This window comes from Leptolyngbya sp. Cla-17 (genome assembly GCF_016807185.1).
GTDB lineage: Bacteria > Cyanobacteriota > Cyanobacteriia > Leptolyngbyales > Leptolyngbyaceae > ULC077BIN1.
Genome location: NZ_JAEVYN010000001.1, coordinates 1445727 through 1472606, shown reverse-complemented (window position 1 = coordinate 1472606; position 26880 = coordinate 1445727). Strand labels below are relative to the sequence as shown.

Genomic DNA, 26880 nt, shown 5'->3' with positions numbered 1-26880 from the left:
TCGCCCTAGAACTTTACGCTCTAGAAGAGGGACAAGAGACGAGGATCATACTCTCAGGTAAGCAACTTCGCTATTCGTATCGCGCTATTTTCAAGCCGTTTTGTCCTGCACTGGAGAAGACTGGTCATGGTGAATTTTGTATGCAGCGCTGGTGGGGCCTAATTCTCTACGAACAGAGCGCATGTGTAACAGGCGATCGGCGATCGAAAGAGAGTCACTCAAAATACCCAACAGAACCAATTCTTCATCTATTTCTCGAAGTTGCTTTTGAAATTCAAGCACTTGTCCATCCTCGGCCGCCTCAATTTGACTGAGCAAGGTACTCCGAGCAACTTTGTCGCGAGAATAGGAGTTGTGGAAGTAGTTGTGTAACTGAGCCACTAGCGAAGTAACAGACTGGTTCTCGGCGAGAAATCTGGGTTCTTTGCTGTTCATAGGTAAGACAATCAAGCGGCTAACTTTCCTAGAACTATACATGATTCTTTAAAGTCGGAGCCAGAGCCTTGGACTTTAAACAGGATCGGGGCACTACATCAGTGCAATGCCCCATAGTGCGATCGCTGCTTCTAGCTATAAAGAGACCCCACTTGGAGTATCCATCAAGCTGCCGCCTTGAACATACTCCTTCAAATCAATCGAAACAGGTTTCGCGTGCCAAATGTTATCGGTATAGTCGCGAATGGATCGATCAGAAGAGAATTTGCCCATCCGTGCCGTGTTCAACAGCGTCATCCGAGTCCAGCGATCTTGATCGAGATAGGTTAAACCTACCCGATCTTGACAATCGATATAAGAGCGGTAGTCGGCAAACAGGAGATATTGATCGTGGTACATCAAATCATCCATCAGCGGCTTGAACAGGTCTGCATCTCCATGGGAGAAATAGCCGGATGAGATGCGATCAATCGCTAACTTCAACTCAGGATCTGAATTGTAGAACTCCTGCGGGTTGTAGCCGGCTGCTTTTTTCTGAGAGACTTCTTCAGCATTTAGCCCAAACAGAAAGAAGTTATCGGCTCCCACTTCTTCTAGAATTTCCACGTTGGCTCCATCTAAGGTGCCAATGGTGAGCGCACCATTCATTGCAAACTTCATGTTGCCCGTACCGGAAGCTTCCTTGCCGGCAGTAGAAATTTGCTCTGATAGATCCGCTGCTGGATAGACCCTCTGGGCAAATTTAACGCTGTAGTCTTTCATAAACAAAACCTTGAGGCGATCTCGCACATCGGGATCACGATTGACTACATCAGCGATCGAATTGATTAGTTTGATAATCAATTTCGCCATATAGTAACCCGGAGCTGCCTTACCCCCAAACAAGAAGGTACGGGGTGTGATGTCGATGTTAGGATTTGCTTTGATTCGATTATACAAAGTCACGATGTGCAGAGCGTTTAAGTGCTGACGTTTGTATTCGTGAATCCGTTTGGATTGAATATCAAACATCGAATTGGGATCTACATTAAGGCCGTAAAACTCTTTGATGTAGTTTGACAAGTCTTGTTTAATGGCGTGCTTGATAGTGCGATACTCGCTACAGAATCCGCTATCATTCACATACCCTTCCAGTTGCCGCAGTTCATCTAGCTGTTTAATCCAGTTTCCGCCAATTTTACTGGTGATCAAGCTAGTTAAACGAGGATTGCTCAGTGCCACAAAACGGCGAGGAGTCACGCCATTTGTCACATTCACAAATTTTTCTGGATACATTTCTGCGAAGTCGTGCAGCACATCTTGCTTCAGCAACTTGGTATGTAGTGCCGCAACTCCATTGATGGCATGGCTCCCAACACAGGCTAGATGTGCCATCCGGACATAGCGCTCGCCACTTTCGTCAATTAGCGACATGCGGCTGAGCCGATCTAGATCATCGGGAAATTTGATTCGCAGATCATCTAAGAAATGACGATTGATTTCATAGATGATTTCCAAATGACGGGGCAACATCGACCCAAATAAACCAATAGGCCAGCGTTCGAGCGCTTCAGGCAGTAGGGTATGGTTTGTGTAGGCAAAAGTTTTGGTGACAATACTCCAGGCTTTGTCCCATTCCATTCCATATTCATCCATGAGCAGGCGCATTAGTTCGGCTACCGCGATCGTTGGATGAGTATCGTTTAGTTGAATGGTAAACTTTTCGTGAAATTGATCGATCGCAATTCCTTGGCGCTTCATAATGCGGAACATATCCTGCAATGAACAGGACACAAAGAAAAACTGCTGCTCTAATCGCAGAATTTTGCCCTGAGTCATGTTGTCATTGGGGTACAGCACCTTGGAAATCGTTTCCGATTCCATCTTTTTGAAGACTGCCCCAGAATAATCACCCGCATTAAACGCATCAAAGTCAAACGAATCTGTTGCTTCTGCTGCCCACAGCCTTAAGGTGTTGCAAGAGTTGACTTTGTAGCCAGAAATTGGCGTATCGTAGGGAACACCGCGCACCACTTTGTCAGGCACCCACAGCACTCGGTAGTTCCCATGCTCATCGGTAAAGGCTTGAGTATGTCCGCCAAATTTGACTTCCACTTCCCATTCGGGACGAGCAACTTCCCAAGGATTGCCGTAGCGGAGCCACTTGTCGGTTACTTCGACCTGCCAGCCATCTTTAATATCTTGGTCAAAGATGCCAAATTCATAGCGGATGCCATACCCAATAGAAGGTGTTTCCAGCGATGCAAGCGAGTCTAAATAGCATGCAGCGAGCCGTCCTAGACCGCCATTCCCTAAACCGGGTTCTTCTTCTTTTTCAAAGAGTTCATCAAGGTTCAACCCTAATTCAGTCATCGCCTGTTTGACCGTATCAAAAATGCCCAGGTTGATCAGGTTGTTACCGAGGTGAGGACCCATTAAAAATTCGGCTGACAGGTAGCAAACGGTACGCGCCCTCTGTTTGCTATAGGTTTCAGCAGTGTTTAGCCAACGACGAAACAAGCGATCGCGCACGGTGTAGGCCAGCGCCATGTAGTAATCATTTTGGGTCGCAATTTCTGGAAACTTGCCCTGAATGTAGAACAAATTGTCTAAAAATGCCCGTTTTAGAGTTTCAATATCCAACCCAGTGCGGTCATCTTCTACACGAACGGTGGGGCATTCGGGGGGAGTTGGCGCAGTTTGCATCGTCTCGGTTCCTTGTTATTGTCTGTAAATGTAAATTTTCTGAAGGCTGCAACTCAACAGTAGGAGTTCAGTTGAACAGGATTAAGTTGATTGAATAAACAAACCAATATGGAACAGATTCGCTGAGAAGTAAAGATTTCTGTTCCCATCCGGCTAATTATCCGGCAGTCAAACCAAATCTGCGTGAATCAGCAAACGCCAACCCCGTTATTTGCTGATTCACGCCATGGTTTGTTAATACGGCCACTTCCATTCAAGAATTTCAGGCTTGTCGATCCCGTGTTCAAAAGCGTAGTTGCGGCAGTCGATTTGAGCATTTAAGAATCGCTCTTTGGCATGAGCACCCGCCACTTTGAGCGTGGGCACTCGATCGATGACATCGATCGCAATGCTGTACCGATCAATTTGGTTACAAATTGCCAGTTCCATCGGCGTGTTAATGTTGCCTTTTTCCTTATAGCCCCGCACATGCAGATTGTTATGGTTGGTACGGCGGTATGCCAAGCGATGGATCAACCAGGGATAGCCATGAAAGTTAAAGATGATCGGCTTATCAATCGTAAACAAGCTGTCAAAGTCGCGATCGCTCAGCCCGTGGGAATGCTCGGTATCAGGCTGCAACTTCAGCAAATCAACCACATTGATGAACCGAATTTTCAAACTGGGAAACTCTTGGCGTAGCAACGCGTTCGCCGCCAAAGCTTCTAAGGTTGGAATGTCTCCACAGCCCACCAACACAACATCCGGTTCTTCACCCTGGTCATTGCTTGCCCAATCCCAAATGCCAAGCCCTTTAGTGCAATGCTTTACGGCGGCATCCATATCCATAAATTGTGTATGCAATTGCTTATCACACACAATCACATTGACGTAGTTCGTACTTTGCAAGCAGTGGTCTGCAACCGACAGCAATGAATTGGCATCAGGAGGCATGTAGATCCGCACGACCTCTGGACTTTTATTGACGACCACATCTATAAAACCGGGGTCTTGGTGAGTGAAACCATTATGGTCTTGCCGCCAAACAGTAGACGTGATCAGAATGTTGAGCGAAGAAATCTCTTCACGCCAGTCGATGCGCCTGCAAATTTCCAGCCACTTAGCATGCTGGTTGACCATTGAGTCGATGATGTGGGCAAACGACTCATACGTGGCGAAAAAGCCATGCCGTCCAGTGAGCAAGTAGGCTTCTAGCCAGCCTTCCAGGGTATGCTCACTCAACATTTCCATCACGCGACCATCTGGAGATAGTTCGCCGCCATCCGAATCCTCTGGCAAAAACTCAGCGATCCAAAACTTTTTGCTAACTTCGTAAATTGCGTCCAGTTTATTCGAGCTATTTTCATCGGGACCAAACACACGGAAGCTGGTCATGTTTTTCTGCATGATATCCCGCAGAAAGTTACCCAACGGCTTGGTGTTCATCGCCTCAGTTTGACCGGCCTGCTCTACCTGCACTCCATACTGACGGAAATCAGGCATTTTTAACTCTTTTCTCAGCAAACCGCCATTCGCATAGGGCGTGGAACCCAGACGTTTGGTGCCAGTGGGTGCTAACTCTTTCAGCTCACGCTTGAGTGAGCCACGGTCATCAAACAGTTCCTCTGGCTTGTAGCTCCGCATCCACTGGTCTAAAAGGCTTAAGTGTTCAGCATTGGTTTGCATTCCACCCATGGGTACTTGGTGCGATCGCCAAAACCCTTCAACCTTATGCCCATCCACATCCTTAGGACCTGTCCAACCCTTCGGAGTCCGCATGACGATCATCGGCCACCGGGGGCGGGTTGCCTGACCGCTACTCCGAGCCTCTTGCTGAATGCTATGGATTTCTGCGATGCAATGATCCAACGTTGCTGCCATTGCCTGATGCATCGTGTCGGGGTCAGACCCTTCCACGAAATAAGGCGTGTAGCCATACCCTTCAAACAAAGACTTTAGCTCTTCATGGCTGATGCGAGACAAAATGGTTGGGTTGTTGATTTTGTAGCCATTGAGGTGGAGAACGGGCAGCACTGCACCATCCCGAATGGGGTTAATGAATTTGTTGGCGTGCCAAGAAGTAGCCAGCGGTCCGGTTTCCGACTCACCATCTCCTGGCATCGTCACAACAATCAGGTCTGGATTGTCGAAGGCCGCACCATACGCATGAGAAAGGCTGTAGCCTAATTCGCCGCCCTCATGAATGGAACCTGGAGTTTCAGGAGTGCAATGACTACCAACACCACCCGGAAAAGAAAACTGTTTGAAGAAGCGCTGCATCCCTGCTTCGTCTTCACTGCAATTTGGGAAATAGTGAGAGTAACTACCTTCTAAATAGCAAGGACCTAGAAAACCAGGCGCACCATGCCCCGCACCCACCATAAAGAGCATGTCTTGGTCAAATTTTTTGATGATGCGGTTGAGATGAGTGTAGAGGAAACTGATCCCAGGACTCGAGCCCCAATGCCCTAATAGGCGATGCTTAATATGATCAGCGTCTAGAGATTTTCTTAATAATGGGTTGTCTCGCAGGTAAATCATGCCGACCGCTAAATAGTTAGCAGCACACCAGTAGGCATGGGTTTTGGAAAGCTCGCCCGGGCTGAGTGGCATTCCTTGGACCGTAGATCGTGCCGCTCCAAAAGCGCTGATGGAGGTTTCGATTGGGGTTTTGTGGGGAGTTGCTACCATAATTCTTCTGTGTTGTCTCTCAATAGTTGATTTGAATTACTCAAAATCGCGTCTCAAATACAGCCGAAGTACCTTTTGACGAACAAAGAGAGGGTGGTACGCTGTCGCCAGATTGCTCACAAATCTACCGACCGTCACCAAGTTCTATCAGTGCAACTGATAGTAACAGTCTGCTGATCTAAGGCGATGTAACCTAGGGAACTAGAAAAACGCTCATCCAAATTCTTTAGGATGAAATAACATTTCCGTAGATTCGTAAAGCAATCTTAACAACTTGCAGCCCATCGGAGCGGTGTTCGCAAGTCACCTTGCCCTGCTGAACTTCAATCCGCCGGCAGCACAATACTATTTCGGTGGCAAAATCGCGATCGCCCAAGGGAGCAAACCGTTGCGCTGTGACAAAAATGTTGACCTGCTCACCCACGGAGCTAGCTCCGAGCACCACAGGCGAATCAGGGTCAGAATATCGCAAGCCCCTTGCCAACAGATCGGTGAGAACCGCCTCGGTCAAATCTTGGTCAGCCAAAATAAGCGGCAACGAAGAATCGAACTCACACACCAACCGAGACGAAACCGTTTGCTTTGATCTGAGTAAATGCCGACTGAGCGATGTTAGTAACGTATCAGTTTCTAAAGACTGTAAATGCAGTTCAACTTTGCCTGCCTCTAGTTTTTGCAGCATCATGGCATCGTTGATTAGATCGCACAGCGCATCCACTTCACTTTGAACTGATACAAGAGAGTTTTGCCAATCGGCATCAGTGTGAAGGGTGTCTGAAAGCTGTTGCACATGAACCGATAGGGTATCCAGCGATCGCCCCGCCCGCCGCTCCAAAGATGCAATCACCTGTTTTTGGGCATCAAAGAAGCCCTGCAATTCGGCATTTTCAGACTGTAGCCGCTGCAAGGTGGACGATTCTATTAAAGAAGTTGCGCACTGATGGGACATATAGCCCGAAAGTCCATGGTAAACAGACAGTATTCAGAGGCATGACTCTTATATCACGACTCTTATATTAAGTAATGTAACAAATTTTCAAGCTTTTTCCCAGTGGCCCTTCTGCTCTCAACCTAAATCCCTCTCCCCAGCTTAGAAGAAGGACTTTGAAAGTGCCTTACCTATTCCCTTTCTGCATCTAAATTCGCTTGAGCATTTCGGCGCAGCATGTAGGGTTTAATGCGGCGCAGGGCAGAAGCGGGGAAGCGGCGATCGCACTCTTCATCTGAAATCGTAGCCAGTTCAGTTAGCAGGGGAGCCACATTGGCGGGATAAGGATGAAATTCGGCAACATCGGTCGGTTTGGCGAAGCGCTCATTCCAAGGGCACACGTCCTGGCAAATATCACAGCCAGCGACCCATTCCTGCATATGGGAGGCGATCGCGGATGGCAACCGTTCCGCTCGGTTTTCAATGGTGTGATAGGCGATGCAGCGGTTGGCATCCACCACAGCCGGTTGAGGAATTGCACCTGTTGGGCAGGCATCCATGCAGCGGGTACAGGTACCGCAGTGAGCCGTATGAGGGCGATCGACGGTCAACTTTAAATTGGTCAACACTTCCCCCAAAAAGACCCAAGATCCATATTCCCGTGTGATCAAATTGCCATTTTTAGCAATCCAACCCATCCCTGCCTGTTGCGCCCAGGCTTTCTCTTGCACAGGTCCCGTATCGGCGTAGTAGCGCGCCTGTATCCCTTCCCCTTGAGCTTGCAGCCACAGGGACAATGCCTTGAGCTTTTTGTGCAGCACCCGGTGATAATCTCGCCCCCAGCCATAGCGAGAAATCTTGCCATACTCTTTGCCGGCAGGTCGGGGAATAGGAGCATAGTAGTTGAGCGCCACACAAATCACAGACTGAACTGCTGGCATGATCTGCTGAATATCCTCACGTTTAGGGTTCGTCATCCATTGCATGTCAGCGTGGTAACCCTGCGCTAGCCAAGACTGCAAAGCAGAAACGGCAGGATCCAAAGGATTTTTGACAGCAGCAATGCCCACTTTATGAAAGCCCAATTCCAGCGCTTTCTGCTTAATTTGTACGGTGAAGTCAGTTGTCATAGCTCAGGAACAGGGGACAGGCTGGATTATCGCTTTTTAGATAAATGGGCGATCGCAATAGATCTATCTATGGGTATGTAACTTCAGTTCCATGCCTCTCTACTCTAATGAATACGAGACTATCTTCTACTCATTTTTTAGGGCACCACTGATGGGAACTGCTTTTCCACAAACCTGTTCTGAGGTCGCTACAGAACCTACCCAGATTGCAATCGAGGGCATTGATGAACCGACCATTTTGCAATACTTTGAGAGGCTCAATGCAGGTAATTTTGAGGCGACGAGTCAACTCTTTGCGCTAGAGGGAATGTTACAGCCTCCGTTTGAGGCGATGGTGATTGGGCAAACCGAGATCGCAGCTTATTTACAAAAGGAAGCCAAGGGCTTTATTCTCTTGCCTCAGCAGGGGCAGCAAGTTTTGGAAAGTGAAAACTTGGAAAATGACGACACTGAATTTTTGGTATTGGGCAAGGTACAAACTTCTTTGTTTACAGTGAATGTATCCTGGACGTTTGTTCTTAACCCAAATAAGCAAATTGTTCTGGCAAAAGTGAATCTTTTAGCGTCTCTGCAAGAGCTGATGCACCTGCGTCAATAAACCCCTACATCACTAAACATTCAGCGATCGCGATTTAAGCTTAAGCTAGCATCAGTTGCTTCCTGCATACTTCACTGAATGAAACTAACGACCCGTGGGCATTACAGCGTTAAGGCACTGCTAGATTTGAGTCTCCAGCCGAAGTTTGGGCCTACTTCTGTGAACGCGATCGCTCAACGTCAAGATCTTCCTGCTCCCTATTTAGAAAAGTTGCTGATTGAAATGCGTCGGGCTGGCTTGGTGCGATCGGTGCGTGGCTCGCAGGGTGGCTATCAACTGGCTCGTCCTCCAGCGCAAATTTCACTAGGGCAAATTTTGGAAGCGGTTGGTGAAAGTGTTGATCCCTTACCTCGCCATCATCCCAATGATGCCCATGCTGAAGATTGGGTTACCTTCACCCTTTGGAACCGCCTGCACCACAAGCTTAAAGAAGCGCTTTACAGCATTTCCCTAGAAGATCTTTACTACGATGCGCGCAGTTGGCAGGCGGCTCAAGGACAGGCTTCTAGCTTTGTTGTGTAATCTCTAGTTCTTGGCTTCTTGCCCAATCACCAGACCATTGATAGATGTCGCCTCAGCTTTAGGATAACTACACTTAACAGTGATTTTTAGGCTGCTTTGGGCTTTGCCACTGGCAATATAAGGCACTCCAGCATCAGCGCTTAAATTCACGCCAAACTCTAAAGTGACTTCATCAATATTGGCAACACCACAGTTCTTGAATGCATTCATGCAGTAGTAAGCATAGGTGCGAATCGTGTTTTGCATTAGCTGCATGGATTGTGCCGGATCAATCCGAGGAGGGCTGAAGGTCGGCAATCCTTTTTGTCCGGTGCGTCGTTGTTCTAGCTCTGCCTCAGGAGAAATAGTTGGGCTATTGGTGTTGTCTTGGGCTTCGATGTACAGCATCATGCCATCATCAAGTTGAACGGGAACAAGCTGAGTCACGTCAGTTTCCTTTAGTTTGAATTGTAGATGCGATTTGAGTGTTCCCTGAAGATGAAAAGGGTGATCAGGGGCAAAACCCCTTATGGGTAAGGCATAGTGGCATACCACGCAGAATTAGTATTGATTTTGGCAGCACTCTTGGATTATGGAATCGGCGACCCCTGGGGGTTGTGGCACCCGGTTCAGGGGATGGGTTGGCTGATTTCTCTCTATACGCAACAGGCGTTCAGGATGTTCAAATCACCGATCGCATTACGCCTTACTGGCATTGGGCTGGGGGTGGGATTGGTGCTGGGGATAGGTTTGGCAGGATGGCTAATGGTTACTGTGGCAAAATCAGTTCACCCTGTAGTGGGTTTGGCAACGGAGCTTATTTTACTGGCAAGCTGTTTTGCGGGACGCAGTTTGAGAGATGCGGCGGAAGAAGTAATCCAATCTTTGCAAGCAGGAGATTTAGCGCGATCACGATCGCGCTTAAGTCGGTATGTGGGACGAGATACCGAGAACATATCTGTGCCCGAAGTGCTTCGCGCTGTGTTAGAAACCGTGACCGAAAATGCAACGGATGGGGTGATGGCTCCACTGTTTTATGCGATCGTCGGTGCAATGATTCCAGCGATCGGTAGCGTTCCCCTGGCATTAAGCTACAAAGCCGCCAGCACTCTTGATTCCATGGTGGGCTATCGTGAAACCCCTTATACTCACCTGGGTTGGTTTAGCGCCAAACTGGATGATGTCTTAACTTGGCTTCCGTGCCGTTTGGTGGTGTTGACAATTTCAATCCTATCCGGCAGGCCCCGCCGCATCTGGCAGATTTGTTGGCGCGATGCCCCCAAAGATCTTAGCCCCAATTCTGGCTGGAGTGAGGCCGCCTACGCAGCTGCATTAGGCGTACAAGTCGGTGGAACAAACTGGTATGGCGGTGTTGCCAAACAAAAGCCATTGCTGGGAGATGCAAACGAGGCGATCGCCCTGAACCACATTTTTGCCGCGCTTCGTCTGACCCGCCAGTGTTTTGTGATTTGGTTGGTGATCGCCGTTTCAGCTTTGTGGTTAGGAGCACAGTTGGACTAATCCATGACCCAAACTGCAACAGCAAAGAGGTTTCAAAAACGCCATTAACAAGCAAGTAATGACATGTTGTTGATTACAACACGATAGGTTCAATTTTAGCCAAAGCAATTGCAACTTGAGTCCGAATGGTTGGATTGGGATCTTGACTGAGTTGCATGAGTATCTCCTTTGCCTCGGCAGCTTTCGCGCCATGATACCTAGCGACCGTCTCGCCAAACTCAAACACGATCGCGGCTCGAATAATGTCATCTGGATGATTCAAATGACGCTGAAATGCAGCGATTGCGTTTTCTGAATCCGCATGATCCAATTGAGAAATCTCTGCCAAAACAGACTGATGCTCAGGAGAGTTCGGCTTCATGGTTTCTGCATCCACAGGGACATTCGATTCCCCTAGATTGAGATCGAATAGATCGGTCGAATTGGGTCGTGTCTCTGGGTTTACTACTTCATTAACGGAGAGCGAAACGGCTAGAGGTAGCTCAAGTGCTGCCGGAGGAGTCGGCAGGGTCAGCAGTTCACTGGGAGATTGATTTGACGACGGGTGAAATAATCTGTCCAAATCTGAGTCTAATTGAATAGCAGCAGTAGATGCAGATTGCCCAAGCGATCGCCTTGATGACCTAAAGCGACTATCAGAAGACCGGGTTAAACTGTCTGTCCGTCGTTTCTGACGAACCCTGTAGGCCGCCGCAATTGCTTCAACAACTGCGTAGATCATCAAGCTAAGCCAGATCGCGTTCATAGTTCCTTCCTCTGATAAAGTCTATTTGTCTTAATTTCACACCATTGAACGACCTTCTACATCTGACTTCTTGAAGAGATTTGCAGTCTAGAACCTGGCGTGATCATCTCGGCTATTTCTCTTGTCCTCCTTGAAAGACCGGAGTCACGCATCCATTGCTTAAAGCCAAGATTTGATGACATAAGCGGCGGGCGATCGCGATTCACATTGTTGAAGGCGACTCAGTCCTTTACACTGCAAAAGAGCCAATTTCACGAGTTAGCTTGACCATGATCATGACGGAACACGACTCCACACAAGAATCAGCAACCACCAGAGCAAAAGTTCTGAGTGAAGCGTTGCCATACATTCAGCAGTTTGCCGGAAAAACCATTGTGGTGAAGTATGGCGGCGCAGCAATGAAAGACAGCACCCTTAAGGATCAGGTGATTCGAGATGTGGTGTTTATGTCGTGTGTGGGGCTGCGTCCGGTTTTGGTGCATGGCGGAGGTCCCGAAATCAATATCTGGCTAGACAAATTGGGGATTGAGGCACAGTTCAAAAATGGGCTGCGCGTGACAGATGCCGCCACGATGGATGTAGTGGAGATGGTGTTGGTGGGTCGGGTAAATAAGGAGATTGTGTCGTTGATTAATACGGCAGGAGGTTCAGCGGTGGGACTGTGTGGCAAAGATGCTCACTTGATCACTGCACGCCCAGCAAATGCCGAAGGCATAGGCTTTGTGGGCGAAGTAACCAGTGTAGATACCAGCATTTTAGAAGTGATGGTGACTGCGGGTCATATTCCCGTAGTGTCCAGCGTGGCAGCAGACGAGACGGGACAAGCGTATAACATCAATGCAGATACAGTGGCAGGTGAAATTGCGGCTGCCTTGGGTGCCGAGAAACTGATTTTGCTGACGGATACGGCTGGAATTTTACGGGACTATAAAGACCCGTCTACGCTGATTCCTCGATTGGATATTCAAGAAGCGCGAAATCTGATTGATCAAGGGGTTGTATCGGGTGGAATGATTCCTAAAGTCACCTGCTGCGTGCGATCGCTAGCTCAAGGAGTCCGCGCTGCCCACATTTTGGATGGTCGCCTGCCCCATTCCCTTCTGCTGGAAATCTTCACTGATGCGGGGATTGGCTCCATGATTGCGGCAGCGGGTGTGAAATAACGGGCTAAGCGCGATAGTTTTAGATCTTGAACACCTCCATGCTGCAGTCTACGAATGGAAAATTCCCACCGCATCTCCAATCTTTTGCAATCCTGCTTCATCTAGTTTTTGCAGCAACCCTTCCAGCACTCGTCGCACCATCCAGGGTCCTTCATAAATCCAGCCGGTGTAAACCTGCACCAAGCTGGCTCCGGCGGTGATTTTTTCCCAGGCATCCTCAGCGGTGAAAATGCCACCCACACCGATGATGGGCAGTTGTCCCTGGGTTTCTTTATAAATGAAGCGAATGACCTCCGTTGATCGCTGCTTTACAGGTGCGCCGCTAATGCCCCCTGCTTCTTGCGCCACGGGATTTCCAGTTGAAAGCTTCTGAGTCTTCAAATCGCGCTGAATGGTGGTGTTGGTGGCAATGATGCCTGCTAGCTGGTGTTGCTGGGCAAGCGCAATCACATCCGCGATCGCTTCCCACTCTAAATCCGGCGCAATCTTAACCAGTAACGGCTTGTGCGCTGTATTTTCCTGCTGAAGCGCCTGCAAAATCGGCTCTAGTTGGGCTTTGTCTTGCAGCGATCGCAATCCCGGTGTATTCGGCGAGCTCACATTCACCACAAAGTAATCGCCCAAGTTTTTCAGCAGCCGAAAACTGCCCACATAATCCGCCGCGGCTTCTTCCAGGGGTGTGATTTTGGATTTACCCAGGTTGATGCCGATTGGAGAAAGGGAAAAGTGCGGAGTGCGGAATGTGGAGGGCGGAGTGAAATTTTCTGCGTCCTGTTCCCTGTTTCCTATGCCCTTTAGCTTTAACCGTTTCGCCAACACCGCCGCTCCCTGATTGTTAAATCCCATACGGTTTAGCACTGCCTGATCCAGCGGCAAGCGGAATAGGCGCGGCTTGGGATTACCCATTTGGGCATGAAAGGTGACGGTGCCCAATTCAGCAAAGCCAAAGCCAAAGCGTGACCACAATCCAGCGGCAATGCCATCTTTATCAAATCCGGCGGCTAGCCCCATAGGATTTGCAAACGTTAAGCCCCATAGCTGCTGATGCAACCGCGGCTCGGATAGGCTGAGCGATCGCTCCATTTGATCCAAAAGCCAGGACGATTGGCTTGCTAAACCATCATCCATCCACCCCAACACAGTTAAGCTTTGCTGATGCAGCCATTCCGGATCTGTTTTCAGACCTGAGAAAAGAAAAGGGCGAAGCAGCGTTTGGTATAAATCCATGAACCTCTCAGCAATCATTCACACAGGAGTTTAACAATGATTTCCTCTTATTAGCGTGACATCGCAAAGATATACGGCACTTAGATTAGGATGGTAACAAGAATGTCATCAACGCCTTGGGATAAGGGTACAGTCTTTATTGGTAGCACTTCATTGAACGCTGGCATCCTAAAGATGATTGAGTGATAGTTCAGCTTGAATGCTCTACGAAACCTGGGGAGTTGTCAAAAAACTCCGTATTGGGTGTGTCTTGCTATATTGCGCCCGTTGTCTCATAGGAACTTCTAATTGAAATGGTTCAGCCCAAGGAGCCACAGTCTTACGATAAGCAATTGGTTGCTTTAGGGAGAATTCTGCAAACATTGCGGGAAGAAGAGAATTCTGATGTTTTAATTGATACCGTTCTGAATTATCTTAAAACTGAATTTGACTACAGCCTGGTGTGGGTGGGGCTGTATGATCGCCTGGAGCATCGGCTGTTTGGCAAGGGCGGTATTATACCCGCTGGTGATCAGTCATTCTTAAAGCAGCGATTTAGTCTGCAACCGGGCGATATTTTAGAGCAAGTGGTGATTCAGCAGCGGGCACTGGCAGTGCCCGATTTGCGCGAAGAAGTCCGAAGCGGAGATTGGCGAAAAGCAGCCAAAAAGTCTGGGATTCAGGGTACTGTGATTTTTCCCATCCGCTACCGCGATTTGTGTTATGGCGTGGCGCTACTGGGTTCTACTGAATGGGGCATGTCTCCACGAGCAGATGAAAAGGCGCGTTTGTCTATGCTGCTGGGTGAACTAGCCGCTGCACTATTCAAAATCGAAACGGAGTGGCAACGCCAACAAGCCAAACGTCCTGACGTGCCGCTGTTGCAATTGTTAACCCAAATGCGATCGCTTTCGGGGCTAGGACCGCGTCTCGAAGCGGTTGTGGAAGAAACCCACGCCTTCATCCAGCCTGCCCGAACCAACATTTATTGGTATGAACGCGAACGACGCTACTTTTGGCGCAGATTGGGCAATCGTCAGCGGACTGTGGGGTTTAAGGAAGCCAACCAACTGACCTCTGGCATCACCGTGCAGGAGATTAATGGCTTTTATCAAGCGCTGATGGGCGATCAGATCGTTGCGATTGGCGAGGCGCACAGTTCCCTTAAAGCCGATGCTACAAGCCGTTTGATGCAGCAAATTAAGGCGCGATCGCTGCTTGCCGCACCCATCTTGTATCAAAATGAACTCTTAGGCTTTTTAGCCGTGGAAGGCACCGAACCCCGCATCTGGACGGACGGCGATAAAAGTTTTGTTCGGGGAGCAGCCCAAATGATTGCCCTTACGGCTCCGCTGGATGAAATGGAAAGCGCGATCGCTCAAATTCAGCTAGATCGTGAACTGACCGCTGGAATTGCCCGTTCCATTTATAGCGAAGAGGACTGGAAAAACACCCTAAAACATGCCGCTGATACTTTGTGCAAGCGGCTGAAAGTGGAACGTTTTTTAGTGCTGCTCTATGAAAAAGATCTCAAAGAGTTTGAAGTATCCTATCAAAACCATCCGAGTAATCGCCGCCCCCTCGCGCCGCTGCTAGAAGCCCTTAGCGACACTGATTTGAAAATGGTGCAAAAAAGCACTGAGGCAATCAGCATCGAAAATTTGGACACCGATATAAAGTTGGTGACCTGGCGCGATCGCTTACTCGAAGCTGGCGTGCGATCGCTCGTTTTGTGTAATACCTCTATCGGGCAACCCTTGGAAGGGCTGATTGTGATTGGGCACGAGTCGCCTCGGGGCTGGAATCGAGTTGAGCGAGAGCTGGTGCAAGTCGTCAGTCAACAAATCGGATTTATCCTGCATCAATGGCAACTACAACGCCAAACCGAGCAATTGCAAACCCTGAGCCAGTCGATGCAATGGGGATTGACGGCAATGCAGGAAGTCCATGATCCCAAATTATTAGAGCAATCCGCGCTACAACAAGTGGCAAAAGTGATGCAGGTGCCCTTAGCGCTGCTAATCGGGTGGATTCCGGGTCAAACTGATGCCAAACTGATCAGTTTGCCGCCGCCCAGCGATCGCTTTGCTGCCAATCTTGACACTACTATCCCCATCCACACAGACTTTTTGGTTCAATGGGCGCTAGAGCAGGACGGCGTGTTGTCTCTCAGTGTGGCAGATTTACCAGTCAACAGTCGGCAATGGCTGTATGGTACAGGCATTGGTCAGATCCTGGCGATCGCCCTACGGACTTCACCCGAACATCAACCCACTGGAATTTTGATCGTTGTCGATGAAGCCGAACGGCGTTGGGCAGAGCGCCATCTATCTACCTTTAGCATTTTCGCCAATCAACTCGCCTGGACAAGACGCTACCTCAGTTTGACGAAACAACTCACCACCCAACGGCTAGAATTAGAGCGCCTCAATTGGTATAAACATCGCCGCCTAGAGGATGTGCAGCGCTCGGTGCAGCTTGGGTTAAGACGGTTAGATGAACTGGGTACGCCTAAGGAGCCACTATTTGCCACACGACAGCAACAGATCTTGCGGCAGTTAAAGGATGCGATTGCGCCCGTGAACGAGACCATCGCAGCCGAGCAGTGGCACTTTCAAACCCAAAACGCCAGCATTACCCTGATTACATTACTAAAACGAACCTTAGAGCGGGTTGATGGGTTGATCAAAGAGCGTCAGCTTTGGTCACAGGTTCACGACGAAACCAACATCAACATCGGTGGAGATGTTCTCAAAATCGAACTGATTGTCTATGAGGTGCTGTTAGATGCGTGCCAGCGATCAAGCACTGGCGGTCGCATCGATCTGTGGTGTCGCCAAATTGATGCCCGCTGGTTTGAGCTATCCATCACCGACAGTGGGCCGGTCGAATCCCATTTGTTTACAGAATTAGAAACAGGCCGCACAGACTGGCTAGCCCCCTCCATTTTGGATCATCCGCCCGGTTTACATCTGCTAATTTGCCAAGCCCTGATGAAGCAAGTTGGCGGCGAATTTAACTTTTATAAGCTAGAAGACGGTCGCAATACCAGTCGATTAATCCTCCCGATCGCAGGCACTGCCAACCCAAAATCGAAATCTCGCGGTAAACCTTAAAAGGGGGGAGTTGAGCGCTGGCCAATTAGAAATAGGGAAAGAAAGGGAAGAATGCAGCCGTTACAAACACGCCGACAATTTTTGCAAATAGGCTCACTAACAATTGCCTCTGGGGCGATCGCGATCGGTAGCCATCAATCATTGACTCAGGGAACCGATGAATCCAGTTTGGTGACCCATCAACTACTGGCACTCACTCCCGCCTGTGGCACAGGCGGCCCCACCCCTTCCCGCACCGCCGGACCATTTTACACACCTAACTCGCCCAAACGCAGTTCTCTAATTGAACCTGGCATCAATGGCACCAAGCTCATCCTTACAGGAAAGGTGCTCAATAGAACCTGTCAGCCCATGGCCCGTGCCCTAGTCGATGTTTGGCAAGCCGATCAGGCTGGCAATTACGACAACTCAGGCTATAAACTGCGTGGGCACCAGTTCACCGACTCTCAAGGACGCTATAGGTTGGAAACGATTGTGCCAGGGCTTTATCCCGGTCGCGTGCGCCACATTCATGTGGCTGTCCAGGTCGCCAACCAACCGCTTCTAACCACCCAACTCTTTTTTCCCGGTGAAGCAGGCAATGCATCTGATGGTTTGTTTAACCCAGTGTTACTTTTGCGGATGAACTCCACGCGGACTAAAAATCAAGCAGTTTTCAACTTTGTGTTGGCGTAACGTTGTCTGGCGTAAACAATGGCTTTAAACAAGCGTAATCACCGTCACCTCTGGAGGACACCAAAACCGCCCTGGCCAATAGGTGCCCAGCCCCCGGTTCACATACAGTTGATTCTGCCCCACGCTGTGTAATCCCTGTGCCCATTCCCAATGCTTCATAGTATGGGCGCATTCTTTGAGCAACGGTACATATCGTTTCGCTTTCGGCGGTAGGTTGCGGTAAAACTGTGAAATGTGATGTGCCATGTTGCCGACTCCAGGGACAAATACTTGCCCTCCGTGGGTATGTCCTGAAAGCTGAAGATCGATCCGCCATTTTTGCAAGATCTCGGCAGTATCAGGATTATGAGATAACACAATCCGAGGAGTCTCTGAGTCAAGTTGTTCCAAAACAGGTGCAGGACGGAAGTCGGATGACCAAAAATCTGCCAATCCCACGATCGCCAATTCTTTGCCCACTGGATAGGCGATTTGGTTCCACAACACTTGGATATTCTGGCTCTCAAGTGCGCTGGCAACTTCTTGGCGAGAATGTCGATAACGAATATCGTGATTTCCTAAAACTGCATAGACTCCCGATTGGCTTTTCAAAGCAGTGAGACGCTGTGCAAGGTTGTGAATCGGCGCAGGATCATCGGTGACAAAATCTCCAGTCATCACGACCAGATCAGGCTGAGCTTGATTACTGGCAGAGATCGCCTCGTCTAGCAACCTTGGCGATAATCGAATTCCATCAAAGTGAAAATCTGAAAGTTGCACCAGGCGCAGTCCTTTGAGATGCGCTGGCAAATCGGCGATCGACACCCGCAGATGTTCAACCGTTAAAGCTCCTGTCAACAATTTGTGCATCATCCTCACCCGATTAAGCGACTCTAGCCTAACAGAGGAGAAAGAGGGTCTCTAGTTCAAAAGGCGACACTTAGACAGGAAATTAGGGTCGGGTGTCAGGTGCCAAGTGTTGTGCTAGCAATCACGCCTGACACCTGCCTTTAAGCATTATTGAGAAGCGCCCGCCACGCTGGGAAGTTGCGGTGAGCATTCTGCATTGCGGAATCCATAGTCAAAATCAGCCAAAGCAGTGGTGCTGGGCGCACTGGATGCCGCAAAAATTGGGTAGAGTGTGCCGGTGCCCTTATCTCTTGATGCTAGAACATCGGCTTGATCAACCCAGTAGAGACCGTTATCTTGATAGCGCAATTCGCGGCTAATAGCGGTGCCGTTGGAAAACTCCAGCTTGCCGTTATTTCCAGAGTTAGTGACTACACACACCCGGCTTTTTACTTTAGAAGGATAGACGTAATAAACGCGATCGCCTGTTGTCCACGCACCAATAAACTTTGAGATCGTCGGGTTCGCCTTCGCGATCGTTGCCTGAAAGGCTTGCCGTTGAGTGCGATCAGTAGCAGCAAGTTGTATTCCTTTACCATAGGCACCCGACTTCAAATTACGTTTGAATTGCGTTAATTCTTGATTGTTAGGATAGCCAACAACGGGTGAAGTCGCTGAATTGGGATCAAGGGCCTGTACGGTGTTAGGCGGCAATTTTTCCATAGTTGCAGGTTCTAAATCCAAAAAACGCAGAGACTCTGACACCACCACCGCTTCTTTTGCAGACAAATCCTGACAGTTTGCCAAGTCAGATCCCAATCCATCAATCGTATAATTTGCACCCACAACTCGATAGAATGGACCTCGGCTCATCCACTGCCCAATCAGCAGTGGTGCGGTTGCACCCGGCTTTTGCACTTCGATCGCGCCCTTGCCCATCGCAGGATTTTGCACCTTAAAGCTGCCCGCAGTGCCATCTGGAATGCCGCCAATCCCATCGGTGGCTCCTTCCACGGCAAAGCATTTGGAGCCAGCGCGATAGACCAGCAAATAGCCCCGACCAAAGCGAGGGTTAGAACGTCCCGCTATGGAAGTCAGCTTCATCCCCGAGGGGAGATTAATTGGCATTGCGACCCGCATTCCCAGCGATCGCAATTCCTGAATTTGCGCTTGCGGCACCTGTAGGTAGATTGGTTGTCTACCCTGCGCCATAAGTTGGAGACTGCGGCGCACCGTCATGCTGGAAGACTTCTCAGATCTGGGTGCGGCTGGAGTTGCTTGTATCAACGCGGGAAAAACGCCAATACTCACTGCCGCCACCCATATGCTCAAAAGCTGATGATTCATCTTCGTGCCCTCAATGCTCTAGCGTATAGTGTGAATTTTTTACCTTCACATACTCATCTAAAGTGCTCATTGAAATTATGCAAAGCGGATCAACTAATTGCTCGACCCTAGCTAGATATAGAGCAGATTACACCAATAGCTCAACCAACATCGCCTAGTCAAAACTGACCATATGCCTGAGTTTAAGAAAGCACTACACTAAAGCGATCGCAATTCTGCAACCTTCTCCAGGGTGTAGTAGCGCTCGACAATCTAGCCTAGAGCAGGACGTTAAAGTGCGGCGGCTGTAGCATTGCTAGCATACATTCCACGACCAATACTTTTCCACTTCCCTTTATTTTTACCCGTAGAAAGAACATTGGTCAATGAGATTTTAGCTCGTTGGTAATCTTGATTAGAAAGATCTCCATATAGCTTAGCGATCACATCACTTAATCCAATCGGCTTACTGGATTCCTCTAAAATTTGGGAAACCGCATCTGTAAACGATTGCTCTTGAAACTCTGCTTTGACAAAATGCTTTAAGTCAGGAGATTTTGCTAACAGACTCGCTTTACTAGTAGATTTTTTCGTCGCACCAGTTGATTTTGCTTTCGATCCTCGTGACTTCTGTGCTGTAGATTGAGCCACCGATTTTGGTTTTGAATTGGCTGCTTTCGGGCGATCGCTCTTTGAATCAGTGATTGCTGGCAACTCATCCTCATCCTCTGCATCTTCTACATCGGCGCTTGTCGTGTTGATGTCAAAGAGAGCAGCACTTCCATTGGAGCTAGATAAGGGCATCTCAACCGATGAGTTAGTCAAGCTATCGTCGGAGGATGTGCTGTCAGTGGGCGAAGTGGAAATCAACCCAAGTGTCACTGCCTCAACCAGAATGGCCTCAATACCTTGAAGTTGAGTCGTCTTCTGCTCCGCTTGTGCATTTATCCACTGAAGTTCATGGGTTAAATGCTCTTTCACTTTTTGAAGCGAAGCAATAAAAGCGATCGCCTCTTTTTTATCTAATGTCTGCAAGTAGGAAGTTGGAGAAGTTGTCACTGCTAATTCTTTAAGCCATGAGTTTTCATCGATTTTACGCTTTCCTCGTCAATGCGCGAATCTATTAGTGATTTTGTTACGCTTCTCAACATAAATGGTTGATAAGACGTGCAGCGATATGGATTTATGCTGTATTTCATCCAAAAGTAGACATCATTATGAATTCAAGCAGCATTCTACTATGACAAGAGCATAGCTAGCTCATCCAGTTTGCACCTCATCCTTTTAGGTAGAAGATTAATTGGATAACTCCCTCCGTGGGGGCACGTAGAGTGGGAGTTCCAACCGTACTATCAAAGGAATGCTTTAATTCCAATCCAATCTTTTTTGGGAAGAAGCGACTACCAACAATATCAATAGAGTTTATGCATGTGAATGCACATCTACAGGCTTAAAACTCTGGAAGTGCTTCGTTTCGTACTTTACGAAAAGCAGTCTGTAGCTCAGACATTCAACTGCATCAGTCTGATTCAATCTGACACGACCGATTATATAGGGAGAGGCACATGTTTTTTCACAAGAAGGATGTTATTCATAGCGTCAACATCAAGGAGGCACACCCCCGTTTTGCTCAGCTTTTGCTAGAGCAATTTGGTGGCGCAACTGGGGAGCTTACAGCCGCACTGCAATACTGGGTGCAGTCTTTTCATGTTGAAAATGCTGGCATTAAAGACATGCTTCAAGATATTGCGATCGAAGAATTCGGTCACTTAGAAATGGTGGGCAAAATGATTGAAGGTCACACCAAAAACGTCGATCAAACCGATGCTTATAAAAGCAGTCTGTTTGCTGTTCGCGGCATGGGACCTCACTTTCTCGATAGCCAAGGCAGTGCTTGGACGGCTACCTACATCAATGAAGGGGGCGATGTTGTTCGTGACTTGAGAGCAAATATTGCTGCTGAAGCTGGAGCACGCCAAACCTACGAAGCATTGATCAAGCTAGCTCCTGATGAAGGTACTAAAGAAGCCTTGGTGCATTTGCTGACTCGTGAGATTTCTCACACGAAGATGTTTATGGAAGCTCTCAATTCCTTAGGTAAATTGGACGAGCCATTCTTTGGTAACGTCCAGCCTGACGAAACTGTGGACATCTACTATAATTTGTCTTCTAACGGTGGTAAGGATGAGCGCGGTCCTTGGAACTCAGAACCGAACTTCCGTTATATTGCTGATCCTGTATCACAGCAGTAGTTTTGACTAAATGTCCAAGTTAAACCCTGGGCGATCGCCTTGTATCAGCGATCTCCCAGAGTTTTAATGATTGATTAGTCGTCCATAACACGACAACTAGTGGTGAGCTGAGCATACATTTTCTTAAGCAGCATGACATGAGACTCAAAGCCTTACATGACGCGGGTGACGTAAATATTTCAACAAAAAGCAGTTGTATTGACTCTATCCTATCAATCTCACTACAAAAACTGGCTATTCTCTAAGTTGGCTATTCCAAGTGTCGAAATCTAAATTTGGGATTGCTGGATCACTTTAACTCAATAGCTGTAATGACGTTTAGTATGATAAATTGGTTAGTACTTAATAAGTTGGTAAAAACGTTCAACCTTCTACTAGTCTGTTCTGCGGGTGTAGTTTAGTGGTAAAACCTTAGCCTTCCAAGCTAATGATGGGGATTCGATTCCCCCCACCCGCTTTAAACTTCAAATGTCATTTGTCGCTGTTGACAGATTTTATCTAGAGATACTCCATCTTCTGATTGGATTCACGTTACTGTATATTTCCTCAAGCCTTGTACATCGTGTATAGCGTGAGGCGTTTAATGCGTCAGATACTATGACTGAGTGATTCACTACCGCTAATTGCAGTTCATTTCAGCAGCAATTTGAAGTATGTCAAAATATTCAGTAAGCTGCTGTTCCACGGTTCGTAGACATACGAATTTTATGAATTATCACCCATAGAAGGCTCAAAGATAGTTCGTTGTAGCGCGATCGCCCTAGTCAATAAGTGTCAGCTACAAATCAGTTGAGCCGCGATCGCGTTAGTTTTCTCCACCAAAGTTTCCAGTTCTAAGGTGACCAAACGACCTTGATCGACAACTTTTTTACCATTGATAAAACTGTAATCGACTGAATTTGCTTGACAAAAAATTAGTGCCGCCACTGGATCATGCTGCGCTCCGGCAAACTGAGGGCGATCAAGATTGATCGAGATGAAATCCGCCGCCATGCCAACCGCTAGTGATCCTATATCATCTCGCCCCAATACCTTTGCGCCACCCAAGGTTGCCACTTCCAAAATGTCGCGTGCTGTCATCGCTGCCGCATTCGATTCTCGCACCCGTGCCAGCAAAAACGCCATCCGAGCCTCTTGCAACATATTTCCCCCATCGTTGGAAGCAGAGCCATCCACACCCAAACTTACAGGCACTCCTGCATTCAACATTTGGCGAATTGGGGCAATACCGCTGGCAAGGCGGGTGTTGCTACAGGGGCAATGGCTGATGCCTGTTCCTGTTTTGCCAAACTTTTGAATCGAGTTATCATCCAACTTGACGCAATGAGCATGCCACACGTCATCTCCTAGCCAACCGACCGACTCGGCATAGTCGCCGGGAATCATGCCAAAGGTTGCCACGCTGTAGTCGATATCGGATTGATTTTCTGCCAGGTGAGTGTGGAGCCGCACACCGGGATAGGAACGCGCTAATGTAGCCGACTCGCGCATTAAATCTGGAGTGACAGAAAAAGGAGAGCAGGGAGCTAGTGCCATGCGCAGCATAGAATAGCGGGAGTTATCGTGATAGTGCTCAATTAACCGTTGAGAATCTTTGAGGATATCGACTTCATTCTCCACCACAGAATCGGGAGGCAGTCCTCCTTTGCTTTCTCCCACGCTCATGCTGCCGCGAGTGGGATGAAACCGTAGACCGATCGCTTGAATCGCCCGAATTTCATCATCCAGGGTACAGCCGTTGGGGTAGATATAGAGATGATCGCTAGCCGTGGTGCAGCCCGATAACATCAGTTCTGCTGCTGCCATTTGGGCGCTGATATAAATGGCTTCTGGCGTCAAGTTTGCCCAGATAGGATAGAGACTTTGCAACCAGTGAAACAACGTGCAGTCTTGGGCAGCAGGAATCACACGGGTGAGCGTTTGATAAAAATGATGATGGGTGTTGACTAATCCTGGCAACACGATATGTCGCCCTTGCAAATCCAACACATCGTCTGCGGTTGAAGGAAGTTCTTGCGTAGTGCCAACTTGGGCGATCGCGTTGTCTTGCACAAACAAAGCACCATTGCGAATCTCGCGTCGCTGAGCATCCAGAGTTACCAAGGTGTGGATGTTTTTGACCAACAGAGTAGACATAATTCATGCAAATCAAATCAAGCTATCTTACTCTTCAGATAGTTGATCGATGGAATCAAACACTACTAACTACTAAAATTGGGAGTTTTTGGGCGTACAACTTGGTGTTAGATTACCGCGATCGCGCAATAGCACTGAGGGCAGACTTAAGGTGGCTAAAATGATTACCACTCCAGCTAGCAGCCAAACTAGAAATCGGTTGGGTTGATAATTTCCCCGCTCAATCTGCCAAAAAACTTGGTTATACCGCCAGACCGCTAGGGCAATCACTCCAATGCCTATCACCACCAAGCTCACTCCCAACGCTTCGGGGTTAAAGAAAGGGTAGGCAAGGGCTTGTTGAGCCATTGTTGTCTGAAGCTGATTCAAAAATAGATTAAACCGGGCGATCGCAAATCCAAACCCAATTAATGCCAGCGATGTTCTGAGCCACGCCAGAAACGTGCGCTCATTTGCCTGATGCTCTCGCTGTCGATCCACCTTAGATCCCTTAGTCATCAGCAGTCCTTACTTTATTAGAAGAGAATTGTGAAGAAAACCAATGGCATTCGCTTCTAAGCTACTTAATTTTACAGATTCAGCCCCTGCCCAAGCTGTAGGCATTCGGTATCGTTTCAGTCAGTGACGTAGAATTGAAGCCTGATAAGGTGATAGAAAAGATCGGCATGGTGCTTGGAGGAATGGCGTGAACAATCTGAAGGCGATTGTGATTGGGGCAGGCATGGGCGGCTTAGGATCAGCGATCGCCCTACAGCAAGCAGGCTATGAGGTCGAAGTGTATGACCGAGTCAGTGAATTGCGCCCGGTTGGAGCCGGAATTTCCCTCTGGTCGAATGGAGTAAAAGTATTGAACCGCTTGGGCTTGGGCAAAGAAGTCGCCCAGATTGGCGGACAGATGGATGTGATGCAATATCGTCGCCATACGGGTGAACTAATTAGCAACATTGACCTAGCACCGTTAGTGGCAGAAGTAGGGCAGCGTCCTTATCCAGTGGCCCGTGCCGATTTGCAAGCCCTGTTGATAAACGCTTATTCGGGCGAGATCAAACTAGGACATACGTTTATTGGGCTAGAGCAAGATGACCACAGCGTTACCGCCCTATTTGAAAACGGTCATACCGCAACAGGTGGCGTGTTAGTCGCCGCCGATGGAGTGCGTTCTGTTGCCCGAAAATATGTGTTGGGTGAAGCGGTAGATCCTCAATATGGCGGCTATGTTAACTGGAATGGCTTGGTGCCCATGAGTGACGATTTGGCACCCAAAACGACATGGGCAATTTATGTAGGTGAATTTAAACGCGCTTCGCTGATGCCAGTAGCCGGCGATCGCTTCTATTTTTTCTTTGATATGCCAATGCCCAAAGAAGCAGCATTGGAAGCAGGTGACATTCGCACTGATTTGACCCAGTTTTTTGCTGGCTGGGCAGATCCAGTACAAACGCTGATTCAACGGATCGACCCAGCTAAGACCAACCGAGTACTCATTCACGATGTTGGACCGTTAAATAGTCTGGTGCGCGGTCGAGTGGCGCTGCTGGGGGATTCCGCCCATGCAACCTGCCCCGATTTAGGACAGGGTGGCTGTCAGGCGCTGGAAGACGGCTTTGTGCTGACCCATTACCTGACTACAACCACTATCAGCGTCGCGGATGCCCTTCAGCGCTATGAAGCAGAACGCAAAGAACGCACGGGAGCAATTGTCACTAAGGCACGTAGTCGGGCGGAACAAATCCACGGGAAAGACCCGATCGCCACTCAACAATGGTATGACCAACTGCAACACGAAAAACCTTCAGATGTAACCGATGCGATCGCCAAAATTATTCTACGTGGACCAATGAAATAGAATGGCTGGAAAACTCACCACTCACGTTTTAGATACTGCCCAAGGAAAACCTGCTGCAAACATGGCGATCGAGCTTTGGTCAATCGACTCTGCATCCGATCAAAAAATGCTGTTAAAAGCGATCGCCACCAACAGCGATGGACGCACAGACTCTCCTTTATTAATAGATGAGGAATTCAAAATAGGAGTCTATGAACTCATTTTTATAGTTGGCAACTACTTCGCAAACCAACCCGTTGAAACAACTCTGCCGCCATTCTTAAATCGCGTACTAATTCAATTTGGCATTGCCAATGTGGATGCTCACTACCATGTGCCGCTCCTGGTTTCACCTTGGGCATACAGCACCTATCGAGGCAGTTAAGTAAGTGACTATTTACACTGGCGGATGTCAATGTGAACGAATTCGATATCAGCTTTTGGCTGAGCCACTCACACTTTACGTTTGTCACTGCACCGAATGTCAGAAGCAGTCATCTAGCGCGTTTGGCATGTCTATGACAATACCGCGTGAAGCGCTAATTATTACCCAAGGACAGCCTCAAGAGTGGCGACGAAAAGGAGACAGCGATCGCGAAGTGGTTTGCTTCTTTTGTGGTAACTGTGGCACTCGATTGTTTCATCAACCAGAGCGTAATCCTCAGATCACTAACTTGAAACCTGGAACATTAGATGACACAAGCTGGCTGCAACCCGTTGGGCATACTTGGACTCGCAGCGCCCAGCCCTGGTTCACCATTCCCAAAGGCACCTTACAGGAAGAGGGACAGCCCGCAGACTTCACTGAATTTTTCCAACGGTTCACTCCAAAAATCGAATAACCTGAACGGTTGACTGCGGCAAATTTTGATACTGTGCCGCTTTGGTTTCAATTTTATGCAGTTGGTTTAACGCTAGGCTACAAGGCATTCCATATTTTGCCTGCACCCGATCGCTGGCGATTTTCAGCGCTGTTTGCGATCGCTGCACAAAATCCTCCAGCGTGTATTCCGTATTGGGCACAAAGTACTCTTTGACAATCAGCGAGGGCGAATAGCAAATATCTTGAGATCCATCAGACCATTGAATTTGAAAGCGGATTTCTGGCATAGGAGTGGAGATTAAGGATTAGCGTTCGCG

At 48.4% G+C, this 26880-nt stretch carries 24 protein-coding genes and 1 tRNA gene; 11 read left to right on the top strand and 14 right to left on the bottom strand.

Annotated features, from left to right (window positions below):
• Positions 1 to 90: 90 nt before the first annotated feature.
• The 5 genes from JOY44_RS06535 to queG form a co-directional block, all read right to left on the bottom strand.
• Positions 91 to 435 (bottom strand): hypothetical protein, encoded by a 345-nt coding sequence (locus tag JOY44_RS06535; RefSeq protein ID WP_171572855.1) that lies wholly within the window; start codon positions 433 to 435, stop codon positions 91 to 93.
• A gap of 135 nt (positions 436 to 570) precedes the next feature.
• Positions 571 to 3120 (bottom strand): glycogen/starch/alpha-glucan phosphorylase, encoded by a 2550-nt coding sequence (locus tag JOY44_RS06530; RefSeq protein WP_171572854.1) that lies wholly within the window; start codon positions 3118 to 3120, stop codon positions 571 to 573.
• A gap of 234 nt (positions 3121 to 3354) precedes the next feature.
• A complete protein-coding gene (locus tag JOY44_RS06525) occupies positions 3355 to 5790 on the bottom strand; it encodes a phosphoketolase (protein ID WP_171572853.1) in 2436 nt (811 codons plus the stop codon).
• Between the two features lie 226 nt (positions 5791 to 6016).
• Positions 6017 to 6739 carry a HAMP domain-containing histidine kinase gene (locus tag JOY44_RS06520; protein ID WP_171572852.1) on the bottom strand — a complete coding sequence of 241 codons (723 nt, stop codon included), beginning with the start codon at positions 6737 to 6739 and terminating at the stop codon, positions 6017 to 6019.
• Between the two features lie 170 nt (positions 6740 to 6909).
• Positions 6910 to 7848: a tRNA epoxyqueuosine(34) reductase QueG gene (queG, locus tag JOY44_RS06515; protein ID WP_171572851.1), complete on the bottom strand. Its 939-nt coding sequence runs from the start codon at positions 7846 to 7848 to the stop codon at positions 6910 to 6912.
• Positions 7849 to 7999: 151 nt separating this feature from the next.
• Here queG and JOY44_RS06510 point away from each other — a divergent pair, with 151 nt between their 5' ends.
• A complete protein-coding gene (locus tag JOY44_RS06510; protein ID WP_171572850.1) occupies positions 8000 to 8446 on the top strand; it encodes a ketosteroid isomerase family protein in 447 nt (148 codons plus the stop codon).
• A gap of 78 nt (positions 8447 to 8524) precedes the next feature.
• On the top strand, positions 8525 to 8968 hold the full coding sequence (locus tag JOY44_RS06505) for an Rrf2 family transcriptional regulator (protein WP_171572849.1): 444 nt from the start codon (positions 8525 to 8527) through the stop codon (positions 8966 to 8968).
• 3 nt (positions 8969 to 8971) lie between these two features.
• Here JOY44_RS06505 and JOY44_RS06500 read toward each other — a convergent pair whose 3' ends face one another.
• Complete coding sequence (locus tag JOY44_RS06500) at positions 8972 to 9394, bottom strand: CU044_2847 family protein (RefSeq protein WP_171572848.1); 423 nt, start codon at positions 9392 to 9394, stop codon at positions 8972 to 8974.
• Between the two features lie 96 nt (positions 9395 to 9490).
• Here JOY44_RS06500 and cbiB point away from each other — a divergent pair, with 96 nt between their 5' ends.
• Positions 9491 to 10468 (top strand): adenosylcobinamide-phosphate synthase CbiB, encoded by a 978-nt coding sequence (cbiB, locus tag JOY44_RS06495; RefSeq protein ID WP_171572847.1) that lies wholly within the window; start codon positions 9491 to 9493, stop codon positions 10466 to 10468.
• A gap of 73 nt (positions 10469 to 10541) precedes the next feature.
• Here cbiB and JOY44_RS06490 read toward each other — a convergent pair whose 3' ends face one another.
• Complete coding sequence (locus tag JOY44_RS06490; protein ID WP_171572846.1) at positions 10542 to 11213, bottom strand: HEAT repeat domain-containing protein; 672 nt, start codon at positions 11211 to 11213, stop codon at positions 10542 to 10544.
• A gap of 275 nt (positions 11214 to 11488) precedes the next feature.
• Between JOY44_RS06490 and argB the strand changes: the two genes are divergently transcribed.
• Positions 11489 to 12376: an acetylglutamate kinase gene (gene argB, locus JOY44_RS06485; RefSeq protein ID WP_197985016.1), complete on the top strand. Its 888-nt coding sequence runs from the start codon at positions 11489 to 11491 to the stop codon at positions 12374 to 12376.
• A 48-nt stretch (positions 12377 to 12424) separates the two neighbouring features.
• Here argB and JOY44_RS06480 read toward each other — a convergent pair whose 3' ends face one another.
• Positions 12425 to 13603, bottom strand: a complete 1179-nt coding sequence (locus JOY44_RS06480; protein WP_171572844.1) for a quinone-dependent dihydroorotate dehydrogenase — start codon at positions 13601 to 13603, stop codon at positions 12425 to 12427.
• A gap of 293 nt (positions 13604 to 13896) precedes the next feature.
• On the opposite strand from JOY44_RS06480, the gene JOY44_RS06475 reads away from it, so the two are divergent.
• Positions 13897 to 16698, top strand: a complete 2802-nt coding sequence (locus JOY44_RS06475) for a GAF domain-containing protein (protein ID WP_171572843.1) — start codon at positions 13897 to 13899, stop codon at positions 16696 to 16698.
• 51 nt (positions 16699 to 16749) lie between these two features.
• Positions 16750 to 17373 carry an intradiol ring-cleavage dioxygenase gene (locus tag JOY44_RS06470; RefSeq protein WP_171572842.1) on the top strand — a complete coding sequence of 208 codons (624 nt, stop codon included), beginning with the start codon at positions 16750 to 16752 and terminating at the stop codon, positions 17371 to 17373.
• 24 nt (positions 17374 to 17397) lie between these two features.
• Here the strand turns inward: JOY44_RS06470 and JOY44_RS06465 are convergent, their stop codons facing one another.
• From JOY44_RS06465 to JOY44_RS06455, 3 genes are all read right to left on the bottom strand, one after another.
• Complete coding sequence (locus JOY44_RS06465; RefSeq protein WP_197985015.1) at positions 17398 to 18225, bottom strand: metallophosphoesterase; 828 nt, start codon at positions 18223 to 18225, stop codon at positions 17398 to 17400.
• Between the two features lie 144 nt (positions 18226 to 18369).
• On the bottom strand, positions 18370 to 19548 hold the full coding sequence (locus JOY44_RS06460) for a hypothetical protein (RefSeq protein WP_171572841.1): 1179 nt from the start codon (positions 19546 to 19548) through the stop codon (positions 18370 to 18372).
• 270 nt (positions 19549 to 19818) lie between these two features.
• Positions 19819 to 20586: a hypothetical protein gene (locus JOY44_RS06455; RefSeq protein ID WP_171572840.1), complete on the bottom strand. Its 768-nt coding sequence runs from the start codon at positions 20584 to 20586 to the stop codon at positions 19819 to 19821.
• Between the two features lie 506 nt (positions 20587 to 21092).
• Here JOY44_RS06455 and JOY44_RS06450 point away from each other — a divergent pair.
• Positions 21093 to 21779: a manganese catalase family protein gene (locus JOY44_RS06450; RefSeq protein WP_171572839.1), complete on the top strand. Its 687-nt coding sequence runs from the start codon at positions 21093 to 21095 to the stop codon at positions 21777 to 21779.
• Positions 21780 to 22165: 386 nt separating this feature from the next.
• Positions 22166 to 22236 (top strand) — tRNA-Gly (locus JOY44_RS06445).
• A gap of 317 nt (positions 22237 to 22553) precedes the next feature.
• Here JOY44_RS06445 and JOY44_RS06440 read toward each other — a convergent pair.
• Positions 22554 to 23915 carry an 8-oxoguanine deaminase gene (locus JOY44_RS06440; RefSeq protein ID WP_171572838.1) on the bottom strand — a complete coding sequence of 454 codons (1362 nt, stop codon included), beginning with the start codon at positions 23913 to 23915 and terminating at the stop codon, positions 22554 to 22556.
• A gap of 72 nt (positions 23916 to 23987) precedes the next feature.
• Entirely contained in the window at positions 23988 to 24413 is a 426-nt protein-coding gene (locus tag JOY44_RS06435) for a YidH family protein (RefSeq protein ID WP_171572837.1), read from the bottom strand.
• Between the two features lie 187 nt (positions 24414 to 24600).
• Here JOY44_RS06435 and hpxO point away from each other — a divergent pair, with 187 nt between their 5' ends.
• From hpxO to JOY44_RS06420, 3 genes are read left to right on the top strand one after another with little or no spacing between them, the layout of a single operon-like run.
• The gene (gene hpxO / locus JOY44_RS06430) at positions 24601 to 25761 is read left to right on the top strand and encodes an FAD-dependent urate hydroxylase HpxO (protein WP_171572836.1); all 1161 of its coding nucleotides are present in this window, start codon (positions 24601 to 24603) and stop codon (positions 25759 to 25761) included.
• A gap of 1 nt (position 25762) precedes the next feature.
• A complete protein-coding gene (uraH, locus tag JOY44_RS06425) occupies positions 25763 to 26125 on the top strand; it encodes a hydroxyisourate hydrolase (protein ID WP_171572835.1) in 363 nt (120 codons plus the stop codon).
• A 4-nt stretch (positions 26126 to 26129) separates the two neighbouring features.
• On the top strand, positions 26130 to 26582 hold the full coding sequence (locus JOY44_RS06420; RefSeq protein ID WP_171572834.1) for a GFA family protein: 453 nt from the start codon (positions 26130 to 26132) through the stop codon (positions 26580 to 26582).
• Here the strand turns inward: JOY44_RS06420 and JOY44_RS06415 are convergent.
• Positions 26563 to 26850: an MSMEG_0570 family nitrogen starvation response protein gene (locus tag JOY44_RS06415; protein WP_171572833.1), complete on the bottom strand. Its 288-nt coding sequence runs from the start codon at positions 26848 to 26850 to the stop codon at positions 26563 to 26565. The two genes, JOY44_RS06420 and JOY44_RS06415, sit on opposite strands and share 20 nt — an antisense overlap.
• Positions 26851 to 26880 lie beyond the last annotated feature (30 nt).